23 protein-coding genes are annotated in these 25,849 nt (G+C 62.0%); 15 read left to right on the top strand and 8 right to left on the bottom strand.

The genetic code is table 11. The annotated features are described in order from the left end of the window. The first annotated feature begins 254 nt into the window (after window positions 1–254). The 5 genes from CYG48_RS14240 to CYG48_RS14220 all read left to right on the top strand — a co-directional run bounded on the left by CYG48_RS14240 (window position 255) and on the right by CYG48_RS14220 (window position 8,115). Complete coding sequence (locus CYG48_RS14240; RefSeq protein WP_118850979.1) at window positions 255–995, top strand: LuxR family transcriptional regulator; 741 nt, start codon at window positions 255–257, stop codon at window positions 993–995. A 102-nt stretch (window positions 996–1,097) separates the two neighbouring features. Further along, entirely contained in the window at window positions 1,098–4,571 is a 3,474-nt protein-coding gene (gene pyc, locus CYG48_RS14235; RefSeq protein WP_118850978.1) for a pyruvate carboxylase, read from the top strand. Between the two features lie 148 nt (window positions 4,572–4,719). Beyond that, window positions 4,720–5,904, top strand: a complete 1,185-nt coding sequence (locus tag CYG48_RS14230; protein WP_118850977.1) for an MFS transporter — start codon at window positions 4,720–4,722, stop codon at window positions 5,902–5,904. Window positions 5,905–6,048: 144 nt separating this feature from the next. After that, the gene (gene ispG, locus CYG48_RS14225) at window positions 6,049–7,299 is read left to right on the top strand and encodes a flavodoxin-dependent (E)-4-hydroxy-3-methylbut-2-enyl-diphosphate synthase (RefSeq protein WP_118850976.1); all 1,251 of its coding nucleotides are present in this window, start codon (window positions 6,049–6,051) and stop codon (window positions 7,297–7,299) included. A gap of 156 nt (window positions 7,300–7,455) precedes the next feature. After that, window positions 7,456–8,115 (top strand): OmpA family protein, encoded by a 660-nt coding sequence (locus CYG48_RS14220; RefSeq protein ID WP_118850975.1) that lies wholly within the window; start codon window positions 7,456–7,458, stop codon window positions 8,113–8,115. Window positions 8,116–8,138: 23 nt separating this feature from the next. Here the strand turns inward: CYG48_RS14220 and CYG48_RS14215 are convergent, their stop codons facing one another. Further along, a complete protein-coding gene (locus CYG48_RS14215; RefSeq protein ID WP_118850974.1) occupies window positions 8,139–8,783 on the bottom strand; it encodes a LysE family translocator in 645 nt (214 codons plus the stop codon). Between the two features lie 37 nt (window positions 8,784–8,820). Next, complete coding sequence (locus CYG48_RS14210; RefSeq protein ID WP_118850973.1) at window positions 8,821–9,735, bottom strand: polyprenyl synthetase family protein; 915 nt, start codon at window positions 9,733–9,735, stop codon at window positions 8,821–8,823. 127 nt (window positions 9,736–9,862) lie between these two features. Between CYG48_RS14210 and mtgA the strand changes: the two genes are divergently transcribed. The 3 genes from mtgA (at window position 9,863) to rpmF (ending at window position 11,647) form a co-directional block, all read left to right on the top strand. After that, a complete protein-coding gene (mtgA, locus tag CYG48_RS14205) occupies window positions 9,863–10,597 on the top strand; it encodes a monofunctional biosynthetic peptidoglycan transglycosylase (RefSeq protein ID WP_199925152.1) in 735 nt (244 codons plus the stop codon). 70 nt (window positions 10,598–10,667) lie between these two features. After that, window positions 10,668–11,315: a glutathione S-transferase family protein gene (locus CYG48_RS14200; protein WP_118850971.1), complete on the top strand. Its 648-nt coding sequence runs from the start codon at window positions 10,668–10,670 to the stop codon at window positions 11,313–11,315. 146 nt (window positions 11,316–11,461) lie between these two features. Continuing rightward, window positions 11,462–11,647: a 50S ribosomal protein L32 gene (gene rpmF, locus CYG48_RS14195; protein ID WP_118850970.1), complete on the top strand. Its 186-nt coding sequence runs from the start codon at window positions 11,462–11,464 to the stop codon at window positions 11,645–11,647. A gap of 111 nt (window positions 11,648–11,758) precedes the next feature. On the opposite strand, the gene phaR is transcribed toward rpmF, so the two are convergent. Then, entirely contained in the window at window positions 11,759–12,334 is a 576-nt protein-coding gene (gene phaR / locus CYG48_RS14190) for a polyhydroxyalkanoate synthesis repressor PhaR (RefSeq protein WP_118850969.1), read from the bottom strand. A 253-nt stretch (window positions 12,335–12,587) separates the two neighbouring features. Between phaR and CYG48_RS14185 the strand changes: the two genes are divergently transcribed. Further along, a complete protein-coding gene (locus tag CYG48_RS14185) occupies window positions 12,588–13,769 on the top strand; it encodes an acetyl-CoA C-acetyltransferase (RefSeq protein WP_118850968.1) in 1,182 nt (393 codons plus the stop codon). Between the two features lie 120 nt (window positions 13,770–13,889). Continuing rightward, a complete protein-coding gene (locus CYG48_RS14180) occupies window positions 13,890–14,618 on the top strand; it encodes a beta-ketoacyl-ACP reductase (RefSeq protein WP_118850967.1) in 729 nt (242 codons plus the stop codon). Between the two features lie 79 nt (window positions 14,619–14,697). Here CYG48_RS14180 and CYG48_RS14175 read toward each other — a convergent pair whose 3' ends face one another. Together CYG48_RS14175 and CYG48_RS14170 are read right to left on the bottom strand one after the other, a co-directional pair. Then, the gene (locus CYG48_RS14175; RefSeq protein ID WP_118850966.1) at window positions 14,698–14,952 is read right to left on the bottom strand and encodes a YMGG-like glycine zipper-containing protein; all 255 of its coding nucleotides are present in this window, start codon (window positions 14,950–14,952) and stop codon (window positions 14,698–14,700) included. Window positions 14,953–14,993: 41 nt separating this feature from the next. Continuing rightward, window positions 14,994–15,149, bottom strand: coding sequence for a DUF3309 family protein (locus CYG48_RS14170; RefSeq protein WP_118850965.1), 156 nt, complete (start codon window positions 15,147–15,149; stop codon window positions 14,994–14,996). 475 nt (window positions 15,150–15,624) lie between these two features. On the opposite strand from CYG48_RS14170, the gene CYG48_RS14165 reads away from it, so the two are divergent. The 5 genes from CYG48_RS14165 to CYG48_RS14145 all read left to right on the top strand — a co-directional run bounded on the left by CYG48_RS14165 (window position 15,625) and on the right by CYG48_RS14145 (window position 21,759). Continuing rightward, window positions 15,625–18,699, top strand: coding sequence for a helicase-related protein (locus tag CYG48_RS14165; protein WP_118850964.1), 3,075 nt, complete (start codon window positions 15,625–15,627; stop codon window positions 18,697–18,699). Between the two features lie 4 nt (window positions 18,700–18,703). Further along, window positions 18,704–19,111 carry an RNA-binding S4 domain-containing protein gene (locus CYG48_RS14160; RefSeq protein ID WP_118850963.1) on the top strand — a complete coding sequence of 136 codons (408 nt, stop codon included), beginning with the start codon at window positions 18,704–18,706 and terminating at the stop codon, window positions 19,109–19,111. Between the two features lie 177 nt (window positions 19,112–19,288). Continuing rightward, window positions 19,289–19,627 (top strand): ferredoxin FdxA, encoded by a 339-nt coding sequence (fdxA, locus tag CYG48_RS14155; RefSeq protein WP_118851673.1) that lies wholly within the window; start codon window positions 19,289–19,291, stop codon window positions 19,625–19,627. A gap of 391 nt (window positions 19,628–20,018) precedes the next feature. Continuing rightward, a complete protein-coding gene (locus CYG48_RS14150; RefSeq protein WP_118850962.1) occupies window positions 20,019–20,591 on the top strand; it encodes a CarD family transcriptional regulator in 573 nt (190 codons plus the stop codon). A gap of 304 nt (window positions 20,592–20,895) precedes the next feature. Further along, window positions 20,896–21,759 carry an RNA polymerase factor sigma-32 gene (locus tag CYG48_RS14145; protein ID WP_118850961.1) on the top strand — a complete coding sequence of 288 codons (864 nt, stop codon included), beginning with the start codon at window positions 20,896–20,898 and terminating at the stop codon, window positions 21,757–21,759. A gap of 9 nt (window positions 21,760–21,768) precedes the next feature. Here the strand turns inward: CYG48_RS14145 and CYG48_RS14140 are convergent, their stop codons facing one another. The 3 genes from CYG48_RS14140 to thiP all read right to left on the bottom strand — a co-directional run bounded on the left by CYG48_RS14140 (window position 21,769) and on the right by thiP (window position 25,849). Then, on the bottom strand, window positions 21,769–23,283 hold the full coding sequence (locus tag CYG48_RS14140) for a M48 family metalloprotease (RefSeq protein WP_118850960.1): 1,515 nt from the start codon (window positions 23,281–23,283) through the stop codon (window positions 21,769–21,771). 243 nt (window positions 23,284–23,526) lie between these two features. Further along, window positions 23,527–24,234 carry a thiamine ABC transporter ATP-binding protein gene (locus CYG48_RS14135; protein ID WP_118850959.1) on the bottom strand — a complete coding sequence of 236 codons (708 nt, stop codon included), beginning with the start codon at window positions 24,232–24,234 and terminating at the stop codon, window positions 23,527–23,529. Beyond that, window positions 24,227–25,849: a thiamine/thiamine pyrophosphate ABC transporter permease ThiP gene (thiP, locus tag CYG48_RS14130; protein ID WP_118850958.1), complete on the bottom strand. Its 1,623-nt coding sequence runs from the start codon at window positions 25,847–25,849 to the stop codon at window positions 24,227–24,229. The genes CYG48_RS14135 and thiP overlap by 8 nt, the downstream gene beginning before the upstream one ends.

Genomic DNA, 25,849 nt, shown 5'->3' with positions numbered 1-25,849 from the left:
TCTTGGCTACCTCTATAAATCGGAAAAGGCATTTCCGCGACAGCAGCAATTCTCTTCTGCCAGAAACGCTTGCCGCTCGGCAAGCGTGGCATATGTGATGGATCAAAACGGCAAGGTTTGTGGTTTGCAGCCTCGGTGTAGCTAGATTTTGGGATACACCTTCAAACATTGATAACTATGCTGGCACGATTGTGCGCCAAGGCATTTTTCAGAACGATGACTATTGATTTGAAAAGGTTATTAGAGGGGGCAACTTGAGTATTCAGCTGATCGTCCAGTTCTTGGTCCTCGTTGAAGAGACCAAGACCGAAGCTGAATTGATTGCTCAGCTCGAAAGCGTGCTCAAGCCCTACGGCTTCGAGTACTACAGTATCCGTTTGCATTCCCGGCAGCACCAGAACAGCGGTCATGACGTGCTTGCCGCGCACTGGCCGGAGGACTGGGAAGAGAATTACGCCTCGCGCCGGTACCCGATCGTCGACCCGACCGTGCGAATGCTCGGGATCGCGCAGCGGCCGTTCCGCTGGCGTGATGCGGTGCTGAAGCTGAAGACCGACCCGAACCGCGCCCGCATGCAGCGGATGATGCAGGATGCCGCCCGCAACGGGCTGCTCGATGGCTATACGTTTCCGGTTCAGGGCCGCAACGGGCTCCTGGGCCACGTGACGATCTGCGGCAAGGTGGTGGATCTTTCGCCGGCGGAAGTGGCGCTATTCGATGCGGCGGCACGAAAAGTGTTCTGGCGTTTCCTCGAATTCCGGGAAAAAAGCGAGGAACTGGAGGCTGTGCCCCAGCTCGAGACCCGGCTGACGCGGCGCGAGATGGAAGTGATCGTGCTGCTGGCGGATGGCCTGACGTCAAACGAAATTGCCAAGGCCCTGGAAATTTCCAGCCATACAGTGGACTGGTACATCAACGGCTTGCAGGAAAAGCTGAAGGCCAAGAACCGCCAGCACGTCGTGGCATCCGCCTTCCGACTGGGGCTTACCACTTAAGCTGTCCCCGCAGCCGTTCGCGGCGCAAAATGACCTTGCTAAAACCGCGGCTTACTGATTTTCTGCAGTGCAGCATTTTTGATGGCGCCTGGGAGGTCTATTTTGCCGATCACAAAGCTACTTGTAGCGAATCGTTCCGAAATCGCGATCCGTGTGTTCCGGGCTGCCAACGAACTTGGCATCAAGACGGTGGCGATCTGGGCGGAGGAAGACAAGCTCTCGCTGCACCGTTTCAAGGCCGATGAAAGTTACCAAGTGGGCCGCGGTCCGCATCTGGAAAAGGACCTGGGACCGATCGAGAGCTACCTGTCGATCCCCGAAGTCATCCGCGTGGCCAAGCTGTCTGGCGCCGACGCGATCCATCCGGGTTACGGCCTGCTTTCGGAAAGCCCTGAATTCGTCGAGGCCTGCAACGAGGCCGGCATCACCTTCATTGGGCCGACGGCGCAGACCATGCGCCAGCTCGGCAACAAGGTCGCGGCACGCAATCTGGCGATCTCCGTTGGCGTGCCGGTGGTTCCCGCCACCGAGCCGCTTCCGGACGACATGGCAGAGGTCAGGCGCATGGCCGCCGAGATCGGCTACCCGGTGATGCTGAAGGCCTCCTGGGGTGGTGGCGGACGCGGCATGCGCGTCATCCGTTCCGAAGCTGACCTTGCCAAGGAAGTGACGGAGGCCAAGCGCGAGGCGATGGCCGCCTTCGGCAAGGACGAGGTTTTCCTTGAAAAGCTCGTGGAGCGGGCGCGCCATGTGGAAAGCCAGATCCTTGGCGACACCCACGGCAATGTCGTGCATCTCTTTGAACGTGATTGCTCGATCCAGCGCCGCAACCAGAAGGTCGTGGAGCGCGCGCCGGCACCTTACCTCAGCGAAGCGCAGCGGCAGGAGCTTGCGGCCTATTCGCTGAAGATCGCGGGCGCGACCAACTATGTCGGCGCCGGTACGGTCGAGTATCTGATGGATGCCGATACCGGCAAGTTCTATTTCATCGAAGTGAACCCGCGCATCCAGGTCGAACACACGGTGACGGAGGTCGTGACCGGAATCGACATCGTCAAGGCGCAGATCCACATCCTTGAAGGGGCTGCGATCGGCACGCCTGAATCCGGCGTGCCGCGCCAGGAGGATATCCGTCTCAACGGCCACGCGCTGCAGTGCCGCATCACCACCGAAGATCCCGAGCACAACTTCATTCCCGACTACGGGCGCATCACGGCCTATCGTTCGGCATCGGGCTTCGGCATCCGTCTCGACGGCGGCACGTCCTATTCGGGCGCCGTGATTACCCGTTATTACGACCCGCTGCTCGTCAAGGTAACCGCCTGGGCGCCGCAGCCACTCGAGGCGATCGCCCGCATGGACCGCGCTTTGCGCGAATTCCGTATCCGCGGTGTGGCCACCAACCTGACCTTCCTGGAAGCCATCATCGGACATCCGAACTTCCGCGACAATTCCTACACGACCCGCTTCATCGACTCGACGCCGGAGCTGTTCGAGCAGGTGAAGCGCCAGGACCGCGCGACGAAGCTCCTGACCTATCTGGCGGATGTCACCGTCAACGGCCACCCGGAAACCAAGGGCCGGCCGGTGCCCTCCGAACAGGCGGCAAAGCCGGTGCTGCCTTACATCAACGGTTCCGTGCCGGATGGCACCAAGCAGCGCCTCGACCAGTTGGGGCCGAAGGGCTTCGCCGAGTGGATGCGCAACGAAAAGCGCGTGCTGCTGACGGACACGACGATGCGCGACGGCCACCAGTCGCTGCTTGCGACCCGCATGCGCACCTATGACATCGCGCGCATCGCCGGCGTTTATGCCCGGGCGCTGCCGGATCTCTTCTCGCTCGAGTGCTGGGGTGGAGCGACCTTCGACGTCTCCATGCGCTTCCTGACCGAAGATCCATGGGAACGTCTCCACCTGATCCGCGAAGATGCGCCGAACCTTCTGCTGCAGATGCTGCTGCGCGGCGCAAACGGCGTCGGCTACAAGAACTATCCCGACAACGTGGTGAAGTACTTCGTGCGCCAGGCGGCTGCGGGCGGCATCGATCTCTTCCGTGTGTTCGACTGCCTCAACTGGGTCGACAACATGCGCGTCTCGATGGATGCGGTGAACGAAGAAAACAAGCTCTGCGAAGCGGCCATCTGCTACACGGGCGATCTCGGCAATTCGGCGCGTCCGAAATACGACCTCAAATACTACGTGAGCCTTGCCGAGGAACTGGAAAAGGCTGGCGCGCATATCATTGCGCTGAAGGACATGGCCGGGCTGCTGAAGCCGGCCGCGGCGCGCGTGCTGTTCAAGGCACTGCGCGAGGCAACCTCCCTGCCGATCCACTTCCACACGCATGATACGTCCGGCATCGCCGCGGCAACCGTGCTGGCCGCAGTCGAGGCGGGTGTTGATGTCGTGGATGCGGCCATGGATGCGCTTTCCGGCGGCACGTCGCAGCCCTGCCTCGGCTCGATTGTCGAGGCGCTGGCCGGGTCGGATCGTGATCCGAATGCCAACGGTGGCCTTGATCCGGAATGGATCCGCAAGATCTCCTTCTATTGGGAAGCGGTGCGCAACCAGTATGCCGCGTTTGAAAGCGACCTGAAGGGGCCTGCCTCGGAAGTCTATCTCCACGAATTGCCGGGCGGCCAGTTCACCAACCTCAAGGAACAGGCGCGTTCGCTGGGGCTGGAGACCAAGTGGCACAAGGTCGCCCAGACCTATGCGGACGTGAACCAGATGTTCGGCGACATCGTGAAGGTCACGCCATCCTCCAAGGTGGTGGGCGACATGGCGCTGATGATGGTCTCGCAGGACCTGACGGTGGCCGACGTCGAAAACCCGGCCAAGGACATCGCCTTCCCGGATTCGGTCGTTTCGATGCTGAAGGGCGATCTTGGCCAGCCTCCGGGCGGTTGGCCGCCGGCGCTGCAGAAGAAGGCGCTGAAGGGCGAGGAGCCCTATACGGCAGTGCCTGGCTCGCTTCTGGCGCCTGCCGATCTTGAAGCCGAACGCAAGACGATCGAAGACAAGCTGGAACGTCAGGTGAGCGACTTCGAATTAGCTTCCTACCTGATGTATCCGAAGGTCTTCACCGACTTTGCGCTCGCCTCCGACACCTATGGCCCCGTCTCGGTGCTACCGACGCATGCCTATTTCTACGGAATGAAGGATGGCGAAGAGCTGTTTGCCGATATCGAACACGGCAAGACGCTGGTGATCGTCAACCAGGCGATGAGCCAGCCGGACTCGCAGGGCATGGTCACCGTCTTCTTCGAGCTCAACGGCCAGCCACGCCGCATCAAGGTACCGGATCGCGCCCACGGTGCGTCGGGCTCGGCGGTGCGCCGCAAGGCGGAAGCCGGCAACAGCGCGCATCTTGGCGCACCGATGCCGGGCGTCATCTCGCGCGTCTTCGTATCGCCCAACCAGGCGGTCAAGGCCGGCGACGTGCTGCTTTCCATCGAGGCGATGAAGATGGAAACCGCGCTGCATGCCGAAAAGGACGGAACGGTTGTCGAAGTGACCGTGAAGGCAGGCGACCAGATCGACGCCAAGGACCTGCTGATCGTCTTTGCGGAGTAGTCGTATCTGACGCCATCTCGTGGGGCGCCGCCTGCCGGCGCCCCATCTTATTGTGCTGCTGACATAAATCGTGAGAGCGCGGACCAGCGAGATGGTTGCGCATGCTAATCGATTTAAATAAATGCTGCGGCAACTGGAGGAGGATCAGATGGATTCGCAAGCCGTGCCTAAAGCTTCCGCTGCGGTGGTAACGCCTGCACGTATCGGCGTGTCGCTGCTCTTCCTCATGAACGGCTTCATGATCGGCGCCTGGGCGCCGAAGATCCCGGAATTTGCGGAGCGGCTTGGCCTGAGCGAAAGCACGCTTGGCCTGATGATCCTGACCTTCGGGCTTGGCTCCATCGTAATGATGCCGCTCGCCGGCATGCAGATCGCCCGGTTCGGCTCGAGCCGCGTGTCGAAGATCAGCGCCCTATTGTTGACGCCAACCCTGCTGCTGCTCACCTGGGTGGGCGGCATCTGGTCCGGTGCCGTCGCGATCTTCCTGTTTGGCGGATTGATCGGGGCGATGGACGTTGCCATGAACGCGAACGCCGTTGCGGTGGAGAAGTCGATGCGACGGGCGATCATGTCGTCTTGCCACGCCTTCTGGAGCCTTGGCGGCTTGATCGGCTCTTCGACCGGCGGTTTCCTGATCGACCATATGGGCGTCGGCGCCCATGCGGTGCTGGTGACCGTTGTTGCAGCGCTGATGATCCTTGCATCGTGGAAGATCGTCTTCCACGATGCCCCGCATCCCGACGAAGCTGCTGAAGGCAGGGGCGCCCGGCTGCCGCGTTCGCCACTGCCGTGGCTGATCGGCATCATGGCGTTGTTCTGCATGGTTCCAGAAGGCGCGGTGCTGGATTGGGGTGCGCTCTACATGCGCAGCGAACTCGGTGCATCGGTAACGTTGTCGGGTCTCGCTTATGCGGCATTTTCGCTCACCATGGCGGTCATGCGGTTCGCCGGCGACCTGATCCGCGACCGGTTCGGTGCGGTCATGACGCTGCGCGCCTGCGTCGTCATCGCCATCTTCGGCATGCTTCTGATCGGCTTTGCGGAAAATACCTCGGTCGCCATTGCAGGCTTTGCGCTGGCGGGCATCGGCATCTCCAATATCGTGCCGATCTGCTTCTCCGCCGCCGGAAACCTGCCGGGCATGGCCGCCGGCGTCGGCTTGTCCGTGGTCACGACGATGGGCTATTCCGGCATCCTGGTGGCGCCGTCCGGCATCGGCTTCATCGCCGAGCATACCGGTCTCGCATCGATCTTTGCCGGTCTCTCGGCCCTCTTGGTGGTGGTGCTGTTCCTGTCGTCGCTTGCGCGCCATGCGGACAACGCGCACCACTAAAAAGTCGCAATGAGGCTTTGGTAGGAAGAGGAGCGTCTCGGTTGACTGCTGCCTGCGCACCGCCCGTTGACAAGGCGGCAGGCATACGCCACCTGAGAAGCAACTTTTTCTTGCATTTCCTCCTTCGAAGGCAGTGAGCAACCCATGCCGTCACCGATTGACTACGATCCCAAGCCACGCCGTTCCACCGTCGCCGTTGATGTCGGCGGCGTCATCGTGGGGGGAGGGGCGCCGGTCGTCGTGCAGTCGATGACGAATACCGACACCGCCGACATCGATGCGACGGTTGCCCAGGTGGCGGCCCTGCATCGCGCGGGTTCGGAGATCGTGCGCATCACGGTGGACCGTGACGAGAGTGCTGCGGCCGTGCCGAAGATCCGCGAGCGCCTGCTGCGGCTCGGCATGGATGTGCCGCTGGTTGGCGATTTCCATTACATCGGTCACAAGCTTCTCGCCGATCATCCGGCCTGCGCCGAGGCTCTGGCAAAATACCGCATCAATCCCGGCAATGTCGGCTTCAAGGACAAAAAGGACAAGCAGTTCGCCGACATCATCGAGATGGCGATCCGCTACGACAAGCCGGTGCGCATCGGCGTCAACTGGGGTTCGCTCGACCAGGACCTGCTGACCACGCTGATGGACCGCAACGCCGCGGAAGGTTCACCGCTTTCGGCCCGCCAGGTCATGCATGAGGCGATCGTCCAGTCGGCGCTGATCTCGGCTGAACTGGCGGAAAGCATCGGCCTGCCGCGCAACCGCATCATCCTGTCGGCAAAGGTCAGTCAGGTGCAGGACCTGATTGCAGTTTATTCCATGCTCGCTGAGCGCTCCAACCACGCGCTCCACCTTGGCCTGACGGAAGCCGGCATGGGCTCCAAGGGCATCGTCGCCTCTTCTGCCGCCATGGGTTACGTGTTGCAGCACGGAATCGGCGATACCATCCGTGTTTCGCTGACGCCGGAGCCGAACGGCGACCGGACCCGCGAGGTTCAGGTGGCGCAGGAACTGCTGCAGGTCATGGGCTTCCGGCAGTTCATTCCCGTGGTTGCCGCTTGCCCCGGTTGCGGCCGCACCACCTCGACCGTTTTCCAGGAACTGGCGCAGAACATCCAGGACGACATCCGCAAGAACATGCCGGTCTGGCGCGAAAAATATCCGGGCGTCGAAGCGCTGAACGTTGCGGTCATGGGCTGCATCGTCAACGGACCGGGTGAAAGCAAGCATGCCGATATCGGCATTTCGCTGCCGGGTACGGGGGAAACGCCGGCCGCACCGGTGTTCATCGACGGCAAGAAGGCGATGACGCTGCGTGGCCCGAATATCGCCAGCGACTTCGAGAAGCTCGTGGCGGACTATATCGAGAACCGCTTCGGCCGGAAGAGCGCCGCGGAATAAGCCGTTTTTGCTGCGTTTGGCCGGCAGTGCGCCCGATTATTGATGCAGGGAAAACACAGGGGCCTGCTCGCATGCATGTGGTCACGCGGCCTCCTCGCAAATGCCGCAATCTATGGTAAATGACGGGTCACCACTGACGACGGGGACCTCGATTACATGCTCAAGAAAATTGCGATCGTCGCGCTGAGCGCGACCTATCTTTCTGCCTGCACCACGACCGACCCCTATACCGGGGAACAGAAGGTATCCAACACCGCTGGCGGTGCTGCGATCGGCGCCGGCGTCGGCGCACTTGCCGGCGCGCTGACGGGTGGCCGCCATGCTGGCCGCAATGCGCTGATCGGCGCCGGCATCGGTGCGCTCGCCGGCGGCGGCATCGGCGCCTACATGGACAACCAGGAAGCCGAGCTTCGTGCCGAACTGCGGGGCACGGGCGTATCGGTAACCCGCATGGGCGACCGGATCATCCTCAACATGCCGTCCAACATCACCTTTGCAACCGATCAGGACCAGGTGATCCCGCCGTTCTACCGGACGCTGGATTCCGTTGCGATCGTGCTCAACAAGTTCAATCGTACGTTCATCGACGTCAACGGCCACACCGATTCGACCGGCAGCCTGCAGCACAACCAGGGCCTGTCGGAGCGTCGTGCGGCATCGGTTGCGAACTATCTTGGCAGCCGTGGCGTCGACCAGCGCCGCATTTCGACCATGGGCTTTGGCCCGTCGCAGCCGATCGCGTCCAACGCGACGGCGGAAGGTCGGGCCCAGAACCGCCGCGTCGAAGTGGCGATCGCGCCGATCACCCAGGGCTGATCCTCGTGAGGTGGCGAGCCGTGCTAGATGCGGCTCGTCAACAGCTTGAAGCCGGCGAGGCTGTAGACCACGGCCATCGTCGCCTCGATCCAGCGTCTTGCCGACTTGTAGACCCGCAAGGCGCGCTGTGTTGAAAACAGCATCGCATATCCGGTGAAGACGAGCAGGCTCGTCGTGCTGCACATTCCGACGATCAAGACGATCGCCGAGGTCGGCGGATTGACCGGAAGACCTAGCGAAATGATCGCAAGCCAGCCGAAGATTGCCTTCGGATTGGTGACGTGGATGGCATAACCGCGCAGCCAGAGCTGACGGGCTGTGCGCGGCGCTGCCTCGGTTTCAGCCACCGCCTGCAGCGCGTCGCTGCGGCGTGCCGACTTGTAGGCTTTCCAGGCAAGATAGATTAGGTATAGCCCGCCGAAGATCTTCATCACCTCGAGCGCGACGGCATAGGTGCGCAGGATGGCGGCAAGGCCGAGTGCGGCCGAGATTGCCCAGGTGAGCGAGCCACAGAAGATGCCGAGCGCGATGATGAGGCCGGCGCGGCGTCCTTCCGAGATCGCCGTGCCCATGATGGCGAAGTTGGCGGGGCCGGGGCTCAAAACCGCGATGAGGAACGCGACATAAGCCGGCCAGATGTGCGGCAGGTAAACGAACACGTCCGGCATTCACAAACCTCCCTTTTGTGCCGCTTGCGCTTGTCCGTCAGCTGGTGCGATCGGCGATGAACCGTGCTGCCTGCTGCAGGATAGCAGCCTTTGTCCCGTATGGCTCAAGGAGTGCGGAAGCTTCCTTCGCCAGCGTGTCAAGCTGCTGCTCTGCCCAGGCGGTACCGTGGAGCGAAACGAGCGTCCCCTTGCCGCGCGCAGCATCCTTGCCGGTTGCCTTGCCCATGGTGGTGGCATCCGAGGTGACGTCCAGGAGATCGTCGGCGAGCTGGAAGGCGAGGCCGATCTTCTCGCCAAAGGCGCGCAGGCGCTGCCGGTCGTCTGCAGTAGCGCCGGCAACGATCGCGCCGCCTTCACAGGCGAACCGCAACAGCGCGCCGGTCTTCATTGCCTGCAGGGTGACGATGCCGGCTTCGTCCGGCGCCACCTTTTCCGCTGCAAGGTCCAGCGCCTGTCCGCCGGCCATGCCGCCGGCGCCGGCGGCGCGGGCAAGCGCCAGCACGAGCTCGGTCTTCAACCGGTCGGCAAGTTCGGTTTCCGGTGCGGCGATGATGTCGAAGGCGAAGGTGAGGAGGCTGTCGCCAGCAAGGATCGCGGTTGCCTCGTCAAAGGCCTTGTGCACCGTCGGCTGGCCGCGACGTAGGTCGTCGTCGTCCATGGCCGGCAGGTCGTCGTGGATCAGCGAATAACAATGGATGCATTCGAGTGCGACGCCAACCCGGAGGGCAGCGTCTTTCGGCCCGCCCAGCATCTCGGTGGCCTGCCGCAGCAGGAAGGGCCGCAGCCGCTTGCCGCCGTTGAGCGAGCCGTGCCGCATCGCCGCCATGAGGTTTTGCGGGCGGCCGATTTCATCGGGCAGGGGCGCCTCGGAAAGCAGCGATGTCAGCAGCGCTTCCGTTTCGGTTGCACTCTGCCGCAGGCGTGTTTCGAATTGGTCTGTCGCATCCGTCATGGCTGCTGTTTGGCACGGCGCCTGATGGCTGACAATGCGGATTCACCACGGGCGGTGAAGTTTGGCTTCGCGGACTCGCCATCGCCGGCATGTGCGGTTATGAAACGGGCAGGCAGGGACGAAGAGCTTGGATATTGCGCCGGAAGACAATGGAGCAGAAGAGCCCGCCGTCGAGCGACGGGGAGGGTGGCGCAGGATGATCCGGCGTATTCTGTTGGCCGTGCTTGCGGTGCTTGTGCTGCCCTACCTGTTGATCCTCGTTTACGCGCTGCCCTTCACCCGCCCGGTTTCGACCCTGATGCTTTCGGAACTGGCGTTGATGCGTGGCTATGATCGCCAGTGGATGAGCCTGGATGACATCTCACCGAACCTCGTGCGCGCCGTGATGATGTCTGAGGACGCACGCTTCTGCCTGCATGGCGGGGTCGACTGGAACCAGATGCGCAGCGTGGTGGAGGATGCGCTGGACGGAGAGGCAACGCGCGGCGCCAGCACCATTCCGATGCAGACGGCCAAGAACCTGTTCTTGTGGAATGGCCGCTCTTTCATTCGCAAGGCCCTGGAACTGCCGCTGGCGCTCGGTGCCGATTTCGTCTGGTCGAAACCGCGGATGATGGAGATCTACCTCAATATCGCCGAATGGGGGCCGGGCATCTACGGTGCGGAGGCCGCCGCACAGCACCACTTCAAGACCTCTGCCTCGAAGCTCAGCACCAAACAGGCGGCGCTGCTGGCGGTGGCGCTGCCGAACCCGTTTACCCGCGTGGCCAGCAAGCCGGGGCGCGGCATGACGCGGCTGGCGGGCGTGGTGGAGCGGCGGGCACGCGCTTCCGGCGCCTATATCAAATGCATTTATCCCTGACTTCGCGCGAATTCATTGGTCGCCGTCCATTCCGCTGATTACAAGCTGATGGGCACATGGAGACACGCGCATGGAAAAGCTTACTCTCTACATCGGCAACAAGAACTATTCGTCCTGGTCCTTCCGCCCCTGGATCGCCATGACGGCGGCGGGCATCCCTTTCGAGGAGGTGCTGATCCCGTTTGATTTCCCCGCCGGCAATCCGCGTTTCAAGGATATCTCGCCAACCGCGCGCGTGCCGGTCCTGCACCATGGCGACGTGCGGGTGTGGGAGTCGCTCGCGATCATCGAGTACGTGGCCGAGCTGTTTCCGGACAAGGGCATCTGGCCCTCTGCCGCCGCGGACCGTGCGGTTGCGCGCGCGGTGTCGATGGAAATGCTGTCGGGCTTCCGGGCGCTGCGCGGCGCCTGCCCGATGAACATAAGGCGGCCAAAGCGGGTGATCGACCTTCCGGCCGGTGTCATGGATGACGTGGCGCGCATCGAGACGATCTGGCGCGAGCTCAGGCAGAAGTCCGGCGGCCCGTTCCTGTTCGGCCAGTTCTCAGGCGCAGACGCGATGTTCGCGCCGGTGGTCAACCGCTTCGATGTCTACGACCTTGTGCGCGACGAAGAGACGCTCGCCTACATGAACGCCATGAAGGCGCATCCTGCCTGGCGGAAGTGGCAGGAAGCGGCGCTTCAGGAGACGTGGATCGTGCCGGAAGACGAAGCTTAGCGCTTATTTCGAAAAAATGCCGGCAGGTACTGGTCAAAGCCCTGCATGGCATGTATAAGCCGCCCAAATTTCCGAGATCGAGACATGATGAGTTCGGCCTCAGTTCCGGCCGGGAATCATGTTTTGCACGAAGTGGAGTAACCAAAATGGCTGTACCGAAGAGAAAAACGAGCCCGTCGAAGCGCGGTATGCGCCGCTCCGCAGACGCACTCAAGGCTCCGACCTATGTTGAAGACAAGAACTCCGGCGAACTGCGCCGTCCGCACCATGTCGATCTGAAGACCGGCATGTATCGCGGCCGTCAGGTTCTGACGCCGAAGGAAAGCGCATAAGCTTTTCTTGTTGGACTTTGATGAAGGGCCGGCTTTGCCGGCCTTTTTTCGTTTCTGCCCGCGCTAAAGGCGCCAAGGACCTGCTGGCGGTCAGCGCGCCAGCGTCTTGCCTCAGAGGTTGTCGAGGCGGCTCTGGAGATTGCGCAGCTGTTCTTTCAGCTCGTCAATGTCCTTGGAGTCGGCCTTTTTTGCAGCCGGTTGCGTTGCCTGGCCGTTGAACGGCGTGAACATCTGTACCGCCTGCCGGAACATCTCGGTATTGCGGCGCACCTGCTCTTCCATCAACTGCATCGGCACCTGCAGGTTCTTGGCCATCGGCGTGTCGCCGAGCGCCTTCGTCATCTGCTCGCGCATCTGGACCTGCTGGTCGGTAAACGCCTTCATGGACTGCTCGAGGAAGGTTGGCACGACCATCTGCATCTGGTCGCCGTAATAGGAGATCAGCTGGCGCAGGAAAGAGATCGGCAGCAGCGTATTGCCGGTCTTGGACTCCTGCTCGAAAATGATCTGGGTCAGCACCGAGTGGGTGATGTCTTCACCCGTCTTGGCATCCTGAACGACGAATTCCTCGCCCTTCTTCACCATCTTGGCCAGGTCTTCCAGCGTCACATAGGTGCTGGTCCCCGTGTTATAGAGGCGTCGGTTGGCGTATTTCTTGATCGTGATTTCGCCGTCGGTCTTCGCCATACTTGCCTCCTGCTCCCGTCAAAACATGGTGCTGATTTTTATCGATGGCACTGTACTCCCGTTACAAGTGTAAGCCGAAAGTCGGAGCAGTTACAAATGTTTTGTGCGGCGCGATGATTGTCATGTTGCGCAGCAACGATGCAAAAACAAAATGAGGTTGAGCGGCCTTGCCGAGACGCCCAAACCACGGTTTGACACGGCGTCGAAGCTTTGCCAGTCTCGCGCCAATTCATGAAATACAAGGACACATCCCATGGCCACCCCATCCATCGTGATCGCATCTGCCGCCCGTACGGCAGTGGGTTCATTCAACGGCTCCTTCGCCAACACTCCGGCTCATGAGCTTGGCGCTGCCGTCATCAAGGGTGCCCTGTCGCGGGCCGGCGTGGATGCCGCGGAAGTCGATGAAGTGATCCTCGGCCAGGTTCTTCCGGCCGGCGAGGGGCAGAACCCTGCGCGCCAGGCGGCGATGAAGGCAGGCGTTCCGAAGGAAGCGACGGGCTGGGGCGTGAACCAGCTGTGCGGTTCGGGCCTGCGGGCCGTGGCGCTCGGCATGCAGCAGATCGCGCTGGGTGATGCAAAGATCATCGTCGCCGGCGGCCAGGAATCGATGTCGATGGCGCCGCACTGCGCGCACCTGCGCGGCGGCGTGAAGATGGGCGACTTCAAGATGATCGACACGATGATCAAGGACGGCCTGACGGACGCCTTCTACGGTTACCACATGGGCATCACCGCCGAGAACATTGCTCGTCAGTGGCAGCTGTCGCGCGAGGAGCAGGACCAGTTTGCGGTCGCCTCGCAGAACAAGGCGGAAGCTGCCCAGGCGGCCGGCCGCTTCAAGGACGAGATCATCCCGTTCACGATCCAGACCCGCAAGGGCGACATCATCGTCGATAACGACGAATATATCCGTGCCGGCTCCACGCTCGACGCCATGGCCAAGCTGCGCCCGGCCTTCGACAAGGAAGGCACGGTAACTGCCGGAAACGCGTCTGGCCTCAACGACGGCGCTGCCGCCGCCGTGCTGATGAGCGAGGAAGAAGCATCGCGTCGCGGCATCAGCCCGCTGGCGCGTATCGTGTCCTGGGCCACCGCCGGTGTTGATCCGCAGATCATGGGCACCGGGCCTATCCCGGCGTCGCGCAAGGCACTGGAGAAGGCCGGCTGGCGGGTCGGCGACCTTGATCTCGTCGAGGCCAACGAAGCCTTTGCGGCCCAGTCCTGCGCCGTCACCCGCGATCTCGGGCTCGACCCGTCGATCGTCAACGTCAACGGTGGTGCGATCGCCATCGGCCACCCGATCGGTGCATCGGGCGCACGCATCCTCAACACGCTGCTGTTCGAAATGAAGCGTCGCGGCGCCAAGAAGGGGCTTGCCACGCTCTGCATCGGTGGCGGCATGGGCGTCGCCATGTGCCTGGAAGCGATGTGATGAAGACACGGTGATATTGCATTAGTCTGGCGCATCACCTGCTGCCAGACTCGTCCCGCCGAATGCCCGCATGAGAATGTCCGGACACCCAAGAGCCGGATCAACAGAGGGAAAGACTGGATGAGCAGGGTCGCACTTGTCACGGGAGGGACGCGGGGTATCGGGGCTGCCATATCGGTGGCCCTGACGAAGGCCGGGTACAGGGTTGCCGCAAACTATGCGGGCAACGAGGAAAAGGCCCAGGCCTTCAACACGGAAACCGGCATCCCGATCTTCAGATGGGATGTCTCGAGCTACGACGCCTGTGTCGAGGGCATTGCCAAGGTCGAGGCTGAACTTGGGCCAGTCGAGGTGCTGGTCAACAATGCCGGCATCACGCGCGACGGCATGTTCCACAAGATGACGCCGGAGCAGTGGACCGAGGTGATTGGCACCAACCTCAACGGCCTCTTCAACATGACGCATCCGGTCTGGAGCGGGATGCGCGACCGGAATTTTGGACGCATCATCAATATCTCCTCCATCAACGGGCAGCGAGGCCAGATGGGGCAGGTGAACTATTCGGCCGCCAAGGCGGGCGATCTCGGCTTCACCAAGGCGTTGGCGCAGGAAGGTGCTGCCAAGAACATCACGGTCAATGCGATCTGCCCGGGTTATATCGGCACAGAGATGGTGCGGGCGATCCCGGAAAAGGTGCTCGCCGAAAAGATCATCCCGCAGATCCCGGTCGGACGGCTTGGGGAACCTGAGGAGATTGCGCGCTGCGTGGTGTTTCTTGCCTCTGACGATGCGGGGTTCATTACCGGCTCGACGATCTCGGCCAATGGCGGCCAGTTCTTCGCGGGCTGAGCGGCAATTAGGCAAGACCCGCAAAGAAAAAAACCGGCGTCGATTGCTCGACACCGGTTCATTCATGCGAAGACGTTGATTAGCGGCAACGTGCTTCGTAGGTGCGGCCGTAGCGGTCGCGATAGACGCAGTAACCACGGCGTTCCGTGGACTGGCCAACAGCGGCACCAACGAGACCGCCGGCAACTGCGCCAACTGCGGCGCCGCCCCAGCTGTTGGTCACTGCGCCGCCGATAACGGCGCCGGTGCCTGCACCGATTGCGGTGCCACGTTCAGTTGCCGTGCAAGATGCGAGGGCGCCAACCATGCTGCATACAAGTACAATCTTTTTCATATCCGTTTTCCCTTCCCTGTTTTACCGACGGCCGCGCCGTTTTAGATCCTGCCCATCAAGAGCAGGATGATGACGATAAGGACCACAAGCCCCAATCCTCCGGACGGCCCATAACCCCAGCCTCGGCTATAGCCCCAATTCGGCAACGCGCCAATAAGCAGGAGAATGAGGATGATGAGCAGTACGGTTCCGAGCATGACTTTCCACTCCGATAGATGATCCTGATGGAATCGGCGGGTCAACGTCGTCTACGGGAAATTGTTCCAGAGGCTCAGGCTCGTGCTTAAGCGCGGGTTAAGACGGCCGCCCAGTTGGGGCTCTTGACTCTGCAATCGCGCCCTGCCGTGCGGGCTTCAGCAGGCTGGAAGAAGTGTTAATCGGCAGATTCAGGATCTCGTGGGACTCGAGAACCGCCGCAACTAGATCTTGCGAGAACAAAAGTTGAATCCTCGCGAGTCATCGATTCGTCGTCGATTCGTTCGCATCTGTTCCTTAACGCCTTGATGTGACTCGCGTTTCGGCCCTTCTTCGGGCGCATCTGCAGTTTATCTCGTTGCTTTTCGGCGGCTGGGCTTGCGTTTGAAGGGCAGGATTGCCATGTGTTCGGTGGCCGAGACTTGCTTACCGACTTGGCCATCGAACTTGCGGAACTCGGCTTTGAACTTTCAGCCTATGATGCTTAGCGGGCGCGGCGTAACCGCCGTCCTCGGTCCCACCAATACCGGCAAGACGCATTATGCCATTGAACGCATGGTCGCCCACGGCACCGGCGTCATTGGCCTGCCGCTGCGTCTTCTGGCGCGCGAGGTATATACGCGGCTGGTGGAAAAGGTCGGCGTGACGCAGGTCGCGCTTGTGACGGGCGAGGAAAAGATCTCGCCGCCGAACGCGCGCTTTTCGGTCTGCACCGTCGAGGCGATGCCGCGCGAGACGCGCGCCTCCTTTGTTGCCATCGATGAAGTGCAGCTCGCGGGCGATCTCGAACGCGGCCACATCTTCACCGACCGTATCCTGCATCTGCGCGGCCGCGACGAAACGCTGCTGCTTGGTGCCGGCACAATGCGGCCGATCCTGGAAAAGCTGCTGCCCGGCATCACCGTGATCGAGCGTCCGCGCCTTTCGCAGCTCTTCTACGCCGGACAGAAGAAGATCACCCGTCTTCCGCAGCGCTCCGCCATCGTCGCGTTTTCCGCCGACGAGGTTTACGCGATTGCCGAACTCATCCGCCGCCAGCGTGGTGGTGCGGCCGTGGTGCTTGGGGCGCTGAGCCCGCGCACGCGCAATGCCCAGGTCGGGCTCTACCAGTCCGGCGATGTCGAATATCTGGTGGCGACGGACGCGATCGGTATGGGCCTCAACCTTGACGTCGACCACGTCGCCTTCGCCCAGGACCGCAAGTTTGACGGCTACCAGTTTCGCAACCTGAACCCGGGCGAGCTTGGCCAGATTGCCGGCCGTGCCGGCCGCCACGTGCGCGACGGGACGTTTGGCGTGACGGGGCAAGTGGCGCCGTTCGACGACGAACTGGTCGAGCGGATCGAAAGCCACGAATTCGACCAGGTGAAGGTGCTGCAATGGCGCTCGAAGAACCTCGACTTCTCGTCGCTGCGCAGCTTGCGCGACAGCCTCGATGCGGCGCCGACGATCGCTGGTCTTTCCCGCGCCTTGCCGGCGACTGACAGCCAGGCGCTTGATCATCTTTCGCGTTATCCGGAGATCCGCGACGCGGCCAACAGCCCGCAGCGCGTCGAGCGCTTGTGGGAAGCCTGCGCCCTGCCGGATTATCGCCGGATTGCGCCCGCGCAGCACGCGGACCTTATTTCGACTCTTTTCTTCGATCTTGTGCGTCACGGAACGGTCAACGAAGATTTCATGGCGGAGCAGGTCCGCCGCGCTGACCGGACTGATGGCGAGATCGACACCTTATCCGCCCGCATTGCCCAGATTCGCACTTGGACCTATGTGTCGAACCGCCCCGGCTGGCTGGCTGATCCGACACACTGGCAAGAAAAGACTCGGGAAATCGAGGATAGGCTGTCGGACGCGCTACATGAAAGGTTGACGAAACGCTTTGTTGATCGCAGGACATCTGTGCTCATGAGGCGCCTAAGAGAGAATGCGATGCTGGAAGCTGAAATCAGTGTAAATGGCGATGTCTTCGTTGAAGGACATCACGTCGGGCAGTTGGCCGGATTCCGGTTCACGCCTGTCGCGGGTGCAGAGGGCCCCGATGCCAAGGCCGTGCAGGCCGCCGCCCAGAAGGCTCTGGCTTTGGAATTTGAAGCCCGTGCTGCGCGGCTTTACGCTTCCGGCAATGGCGACCTGGCTGTCGGTTCGGATGGCTTCGTGCGCTGGCTGGGCGATCCGGTTGCCCGCCTGTCTTCCAGCGACCACATCATGCGCCCGCGGGTGATCCTGCTTGCCGACGAACAGCTGACGGGCAATGCTCACGAGCATGTCGTGGCGCGCATCGAGCGCTTCGTGAACCATCACATTGCAACGGTCCTGAAGCCGCTTGACGACCTGTCGCGCGCTGAAGACCTGCAGGGCCTTGCCAAGGGCCTGGCCTTCCAGCTCGTCGAAAACCTTGGCGTTCTGTTCCGTCGCGATGTCGCGGAAGACGTCAAGACGCTGGACCAGGATGCGCGCGCTTCCATGCGCCGCTACGGCATCCGCTTCGGTGCCTACCATGTCTTCATGCCGGCCCTGTTGAAGCCGGCGCCGGCCGAACTCATCACGCTTCTTTGGGCGCTGAAGAACGACGGTCTTGATAAGCCGGGCTATGGCGACCTCATTCCAGCTCTCGCAGCCGGCCGTACGTCTGTTGTTGCGGATCCGTCATTCGAGCGGATGTTCTACAAGCTCGCCGGCTTCCGTTTCCTCGGCAAGCGTGCCGTGCGCATCGACATCCTCGAGCGTCTTGCCGACCTCATCCGCCCGCTGTTGCAGTGGAAGCCGGGCACGACGCCGCGTCCGGAAGGTGCTTATGACGGCCGTCGGTTCACGACGACCACCTCCATGCTGTCGATCCTTGGCGCAACGCCGGACGACATGGAAGAAATCCTCAAGGGTCTCGGTTATCGCGCAGATGTCGTGAAGGCTGAAGAAGCCCAGGCATTCCTCGCCAGCCAGGACGGCAGCGCCGCTGCAAGCGCCCCGGCTGCCGAGGCACCGGCTGAGGCTACGGCTTCTGAAACGGCTGAAACAGCGTCGGACTCTGCGGCAACGGAAGAAACTGCAGCGGCCCAGCCTGCTGAAGCCGTTGAGGCTGCTGAAGCCGCAGTCGCAGAAGCCGCTACGGCAGAAGCACCGGCGACGGCACCTGCCGAAGCTGAAGAGCCGAAGCCGGTTCTGCTTTGGCGCCCGGGCACCGGTCGTGACAACGACCAGCGCGGTGGCCGTCCTCGTCATGGCGAGCGTCGTGGCTCCGGCCCGCGCAATGCCGGTGGCGAAGCAGGGCAGGCGACTGGTCGCCAGGATGATCGCCGTGGTGGTGACCGTCGCGAAGGCCGCCAGAACGGTGAGCGCCGCGAAGGCGGAAAGCCGAACCGCGACAACAATCGTCGTCCGGACAACAACAACCGTTCGGACCGCCACGAGGGCGGCGGACGGCCGGATCGGGGTGACCGCGGCAAAGGGTCGCAGCCTTCGCGCTTCGAGGCCAAGCCACCGCGCAAGGAAAAGCCAATCGATCCGGATTCACCGTTCGCAAAGCTGGCTGCTCTCAAGGAGCAGATGAAGAAGTAGGGCGATGGCGGAGAAACAGTCACAACCCGGTTCGCGTCAGCGCATCGACAAATGGCTGTTCTTCGCGCGCATGGTGAAATCGCGTTCGCTGGCGCAGACCTTCATCGCTTCCAACAACGTCCGGGTGAACGGTGACCTCGTCACGCAGCCGAGCTTCCTTGTGAAGCCCGGCGACCGGATCAACCTGGCGCTTGAGCGCCGCGACCTTGTGCTCGTCGTCAAGTCAGGCGGCGAGCGTCGCGGACCGTTCGAGGAAGCCCGACTGCTTTACGACGACCTGACGCCTCCCCCGGAGGAGCAGAAACGCCTGAGCCTGTACGAGCAGGCGCAACGGGCGCCGGGCACCGGGCGCCCGACCAAGAAGGAACGGCGCGAGATCGACCGGCTCTTTCCGGATGTGGACGGCGATTAGAAAAAGCGATCCGGAAGGCCGTGTTTTTCTGCAAGCTTTCTCCTTGATAACGCGGGCCAAACGCTTTACCTGACTGTCGAAAGCCGGACCCCACTCCCTTCCCAAGGCATCTTCCGGCTGCGATGAGCCGGCCCTTCGCCTGCTTGCCGCGCATCCTCGATGGTCTGGAGTTTTCCCATGACGTATGTCGTGACCGACAATTGTGTTCGCTGCAAATATACCGATTGTGTCGAGGTATGCCCGGTCGACTGTTTCTACGAGGGCGAGAACTTCCTCGTCATCCATCCTGATGAATGCATCGACTGTGGCGTCTGCGAACCGGAATGCCCTGCCGAGGCGATCAAGCCGGATACCGAGCCGGGGCTCGACAAGTGGCTCAAGGTGAATGCCGAGTTCGCGCAGATCTGGCCGAACATCACGGTGAAGCGCGACCCGCTTCCCGAGGCAAAGGAAATGGACGGCGTCGACAACAAGTTCGACCAGTTCTTTTCGCCGGGGCCGGGCAAGGGGGACTGAGGGCTCCCTTCCGCCGCGAATCACTGCTGGCCTCCATATGGCCGCTTTGCCTCAATGTTGGGCAAAGGCGGGTGTGACGTTTTGCACACCCCCAAAAGCAAATTATTGATTTCCGCGCTTTTTTGTGGTAGATGAAAACTACTGTTCCACAAGACGGCACTCGCGTGCCCAAAAAACATCACGAAAGCAACAGATCATCCCGAACGCAGTTCTCGTGACATTGCTACGTCTCGCTGTTGTCGGTCGCACTTCGCGATGGAGTTTGTTTTTCGCGCGCGTTGGTCGGACCAGTATGGAGTGACCCGACGGTTTCCCCCGTCTCATCCGGGCCTGACAGACCCGGTTTCCCCGACCCGATAAACGGGTGAGTAACAGGGAGTTTGTGAATCGAATGACGACCCAGCAGAAAAAGAATTCGCCTGCACGCCAGGGCTTCAAGACCGGCGAAGCAATTGTTTATCCTGCACACGGTGTAGGTACGATTACAGCGATCGAAGAGCAAGAAGTTGCGGGCATGAAGCTCGAACTTTTTGTGATTGATTTCGAGAAGGACAAGATGCGCCTCAAGGTGCCGGTCGCGAAGGCCGTGAGCATCGGCATGCGCAAGCTTTCGGAAACGGATTTTGTCGAGCGCGCTCTCAAGGTTGTGCAGGGCAAGGCTCGTGTGAAGCGCACCATGTGGTCGCGCCGCGCCCAGGAATATGATGCCAAGATCAATTCCGGCGATCTTATCTCCATCGCTGAAGTGGTTCGCGATCTCTATCGCGCCGAGAACCAGCCTGAGCAGTCCTATTCCGAGCGCCAGCTTTATGAAGCGGCACTGGATCGCATGGCGCGTGAAATCGCCGCTGTGAACAAGATGTCGGAAACGGAAGCCGTTCGTCTGGTTGAAGTCAACCTTGCCAAAGGTCCCAAGCGCGGCAAGACTGTTGACGAAGACGAAGCACAGGAAGAAGCAGCGTAATCGCTTCCTTCAGAAACTTCCCAAAAGAACCCGGCTTAGAGCCGGGTTTTTTATTGGAACTTTTCTCCGGACGCCGCGTTAACCCGCCGGAAGGCGAACCGATAGCTATCGGGCCGCCTCCATTTGTGAAGGCGGGGGCGATGTCGGGCTTGGGCCAGATGTAGTTCTCCGTTCGGTTCAACGAGGGGAGCAAAAGCAGCGCGTTGGAATGCTTAGGTGCCGGTCATTGTTTCAAGAATGACGCGGCCGTTGGTGTTTCCGGAATGCTGGCTTTTGTCGGATCAGATCGTTCACGGAGAACACGATGACTGCCATGTCCGCAGACCGCACCATGATCAAGATAGCAATGTCCGCTCCCTATCTCGCCCGAGAAGAGGAGCGCGATCTCGCGGTCCGCTGGAAGGACGACAAAGACCAGGACGCGCGCAACCAGATCGCGCTGGCGCATATGCGTCTCGTCATCGCCATGGCTTCGAAATTCCGTGGTTTCGGTTTGCCGATGAGCGACCTCGTACAAGAAGGCTATGTAGGGCTGCTTGAAGCGGCGGCAAGGTTCGAGCCGGCACGTGATGTCCGTTTTTCGACCTATGCCAGCTGGTGGATCCGCGCTTCGATGCAGGATTACATCCTGCGCAACTGGTCGATCGTGCGTGGCGGAACGAGCTCTGCTCAGAAGGCGCTGTTCTTCAACCTTCGTCGCCTGCGCGCCAAGCTTGCCCGCGGTGACTCCAACCTCACCGCCCGCGCCATTCATGAAGAAATTGCCGCCGCGCTCGGCGTCAGCGTTGCCGACGTGCAGACCATGGACGCGCGGCTTTCCGGCAATGACGCATCGTTGCAGGCGCCATCCATCGCCGGTGACTCCGACAGCGGCGAACGCCTCGACATGCTCGCCAGCGTCGAGCCGCTGCCGGACGAGCAGGTGTCGGGCATGATCGACGGCGAGCGTCGCCTCAAGTGGCTGCAGGGCGCGCTGACCAAACTTAATGATCGCGAAAAGAAGATCATCCGCGCGCGCCGGCTGACGGACGAGGGCGCCACGCTCGAGGCGCTTGGTGCCGAACTCGGTATTTCAAAGGAGCGCGTACGCCAGATCGAAAGCCGTGCCATCGAAAAGCTGAAGTCGGCCCTGGTTTCGGCCAACCCGCAGATGGCTGCCGTCTGCTGAGCAGGCGGCTTATTCCGATATAATCTTGACCTTCTGGCCGGGCGACACCGTCGCGCCGGCTGGCAGCGCGTTGATGAGCTTGAAGAGATCAAGCTTGCGGTCGGTGCCCATCATGCGCGCCGAGAGCGACGCCAGCGTATCGTTGGCCGTCACGGTGACAATACGGATCCTGAGTGGCTTCAGCGATGCGATCTCCTCCGGCGTCATCCGCCGGAAGGTGGAGCGCAACGTCTCTGCCGTTGAAACCAGAGTGGTGCTGCCCTTCGGTACAGCCGTCAGGAAGCGGAAGATCTGGTCGTTGACCCGGATCACCGTCACATCAAAATCCCAGCGATCGGCAGAGGCGCGGGCGGTCGCGGCCGGCAAGCCATTGATCTGCAGTTCGCGTACCGTTGATTGCTGAAGCCCGGCGACCCACCCGCTCGTCAGGTAATTCCTGAGGCTCGTCATATCACCCGCAGCCACGCCATCGAAGCGGATGGCCGTTTCACCGGGGCCGGTCGCCAGAACCGCCTCGACCTTGTTGTCGATCCGGAATTCCGGCGGCACGTCAAAGCGGATGCCGAGCGTGCCATGCAGGAAAGTCTGGCCGCGCACATAACCTTCCTGTGGGCTATCGCCATAGAGCAGGCCGTCGATGCCGGCGATGTAATAGTCGCGCCCACGGTCACCCACGGTGCCTTCCTGGCCAAAGTTGCGGGCATGGCGGCGGGCAAGGTCGACGCGCTGCAGCGAGTTCGGGTGGCTCGACAGGAAGTCGAGGCTCTGGTCGCTGTCGGGGTCGACGGCGGAATAACGCGCATAAGCCGCCATGGAATCGAGGAACCGGGCTGCCGCATAGGGGTCATAGCCCGCTTCACCCAACATCCGCACGCCAATCACGTCGGCCTGCAGTTCCTGCTGGCGGGAGAAGGCTGCGAGCCGCAGCTTGCCGCGCGCCAGGGCCTGCTTGCCGGCGAGATCGCTGGACAGCACCTCCGCCACGACACGGCTGGCGATGACTTCCGCCTCTTCACGGCGCTGCCGCTCAATGCCGTGGTTGGCCGTCACGTGGCCCATCTCGTGTGAGAGTACGGCTGCGACTTCCGAGGCATCGTTGGCAAGCGCCAGCAAGCCGCGGGTCACATAGAGATAGCCGCCCGGCAGCGCGAAAGCGTTGATGGCGGGCGAGTTGAGGATGGTGATGCGGAACGACTGGTTCGGGTTCTCAGAGACGGCCGTGAGGGCACCGGCGATACGCGCCACCAGACGTTCGGTCTTGGCGTCGCGATATTCACCGCCGTAGCTCGCGACGATACGCGGATGCTCGCGCGCACCCATCTGGGCCCGGGGGTCGTTCTTCTGCACCTCGTCGACGATCTGCGGCTTGTCGGACGGCGCAACATTGGGCGTATAGGCTTGGTCGAACACCGACTGGCACGCGGACAGCAGCAGGCTTGTGCCCAGCAGGACGCAAAGCTTCCTGAGGCTCGAACGGGGACGGGCCGTTTGCAATACAGCGGGTGGAGCCGTGTCGCGCCTCATCGTCGTTTGCTTCTGCCTCTTCCAAACCAAGGGTTCTGTCAGCGGCAAGATGTTCCCCCGCCGCTGACTTCCGCTTAGCGATTTTCATCTCGCCTGCACAGATCGTCTTGCTGAAATAAGTCGTGCCCGTGCTTTTGCAAATAGATATCGCCCTGCAAGCCGCATGCCATCGCGTGACGGTCAAATTGTGGCAGTGCAATAACAGTCGGGTGAGCCGCCGTTGTTCGACCGCAGCGACCCGCCTCAACCTTCGAGGAATTGCGCCAGCGACGGCAGGTCATCGCGCCGCACAAATTCATCCACCGGGGCGTGAAGCAGGATGGTTTCGCGGTCGATAAAGATGGCCTTGTCCGCCAGCCGCCGAACCTCGTTCGGATCATGCGTGACGATCAGCACCGTGTTTCCCGTCTGCCCATGCATGTCGAGGAGCAATTGCGCCATGGACTGGCGCAGACCGGGATCGAGCGCAGCAAAGGGTTCGTCCAGCAGGAGAACCGGCTTGCGCCTCACCAGCGCCCGGGCGAAGGCGACGCGCTGACGCTCGCCGCCCGACAGGGTCCCGGGCAGACGCTTCTCCAAGCCATCAAGCCCGACCCAGCTTAACGCATCCGAAACGGCCTGCCGATTCTCACCCGAAAGTTTCAGGGCCGGGTGGATGCCCAGGCCGACATTGGTGAAGAGGTCGAGATGGGCAAAAAGATTGTTGTCCTGGAAGACGAGCGACACGGGTCGCTCCGACGGATGCCGAAGCGTGACGTCCCGGCCGCCGATCAGGATGCGCCCACTGTAGGCAGTCTCGAAGCCGGCTATCAGGTTCAAGAGCGTGGATTTGCCCGAGCCGGATGAGCCGGTGACCGCCGTGATGGTGCCCGGCTTGATCGCGCAGTTGAAGCGGAACGTCTTCGCCCCGAGCGCAAGCTCCACATTGTCGAGCACGACGCTCTCACTCATCCTGCTGGTGCCTTTCGCGTCCTGCCGTCCCGAGCATTGTCAGCAGCAGGCAAAAAAGCCCGAGCAGCAGTGCCAGTCCATCCGCATCATTGGTCCTGTAGCTCGAGAGGCGGCTATAGACCAGCCATGGCAGGGTGGTGAGTTCGCTTGAGCCGAATAGTGCCACCGCACCAAGGTCGCCAAGCGACAGCGCCATCGCGAAGGAGAGAGCTGTCAGCAGCGGCTTTGCAAGCGGTGGAAGGTCGATGCGCGTGAGTTTGGAGATGCCTGAGAGGCCGAGGCTGGCGGAAAGGCGCGCCGTGCGCCGCCTGTGGGTTGCCATTGCCGGCGACAGGACGCGCATCACGAACGGCAGCGCCATCAGTGCGTTGATGATGACGATCAGGACCGGCGCAAACCGGTTGACGTCGCCGAGCGAGCGCAGTGTCAGGAACCAGCCGGTGCCAAGCACGACGGGGGGCACCAGAAGCACCAGCGAACCCATGCCACCGAGTGTCGCCGCGAAGGCTCTTGCGCCGGCACCCGGCCGCTTCATGTCGCCGATTGCTTCCTGTGCGACGACGATGGCGACCGATGACACGACCGAAAGCAGGCCCGCGGCCACGGCAATGGCGAAACTTGTCAGCGCCGCCTGGTGGAAGGCCGGGCTTTTGAACAGCCGCCAGAGATCCGCCTGGATGCCGGAGGCGACGATCGATGCGAGCGGCAGTACCAGGAAAGCCGTTGCGAAAAGGATGATGACGGTATCCCAGGATCGGGCACCTGCCGTCCTCCCGTCGAAGCGGCGCGAGGCGCGGCCGTGCAGGTTCTCATCGTCATCAGGTTTAGGCAGGGTGGAGATGACGGCGAGGATGATCGCGGTGATGCCGATCTGCAGGAAGGAGAGCGCGATTGCCCGCGGCGGATCGAAATCGAAACGCAGCGATTGGTAGATCGCGACTTCGAGCGTGGTGGCCGCGGGTCCGCCGCCCAGGACCAGGACAAGCGTGAAGCTCGTGGCGCACAGCATGAAGATGAGACCCGCGACGCCTGGAAGAACGCGCAGCGTTGCCGGGCCCTCCACGAAGCGGAAGACGGAAAGCGGCTTCATGCCGAGGCTCGAGGACAGCAGCCAGTACTCCGCCGGTAGCCGTTCCAGCGCTGCCAGCAGCAGCCGGGCCGCCAGCGGCATGTTGAAGAAGACATGCGCGATGAGGATGCCGGACAGCCCATAGATGCTCACTGGTTGTTCAACACCCAGTGTCAGCAGCGTGGCGTTGACGATGCCCTGGCGGCCCCAGATGCCGATCAGCCCAAGCGCGCCGATCAGCACCGGCAGGCCCATCGGCAGCGCCATCAGGCGAACGATCCAGATCCTGCCGGGGAATTTCGGTCGCCGCGCCAACGCGAGCGCCACGGGCAGGCCGAACAGGATCGATAGGATCGTTGAAAGCGTTGCCTGCCAGAGCGTGAAGCGCAGGATCTGCCAGGTATAGGGCGTGAAGAATTGACCGCCAGTGGCGCCGCTATCCCACAGGAGCAGCGCAGCAATCGCCGTACCAACGAAGAAGGCGATGCCGCCAAAGGCAGCAAAGCCCCAACCCAGGCTCCATTTTCGCTGAGCGGCTGTCAGCAT

The organism is Neorhizobium sp. SOG26 (assembly GCF_003491345.1).
GTDB classification, from domain to species: Bacteria; Pseudomonadota; Alphaproteobacteria; order Rhizobiales; family Rhizobiaceae; genus Neorhizobium; species Neorhizobium turbinariae.
This window is presented reverse-complemented; position numbering and strand designations above follow the sequence as displayed.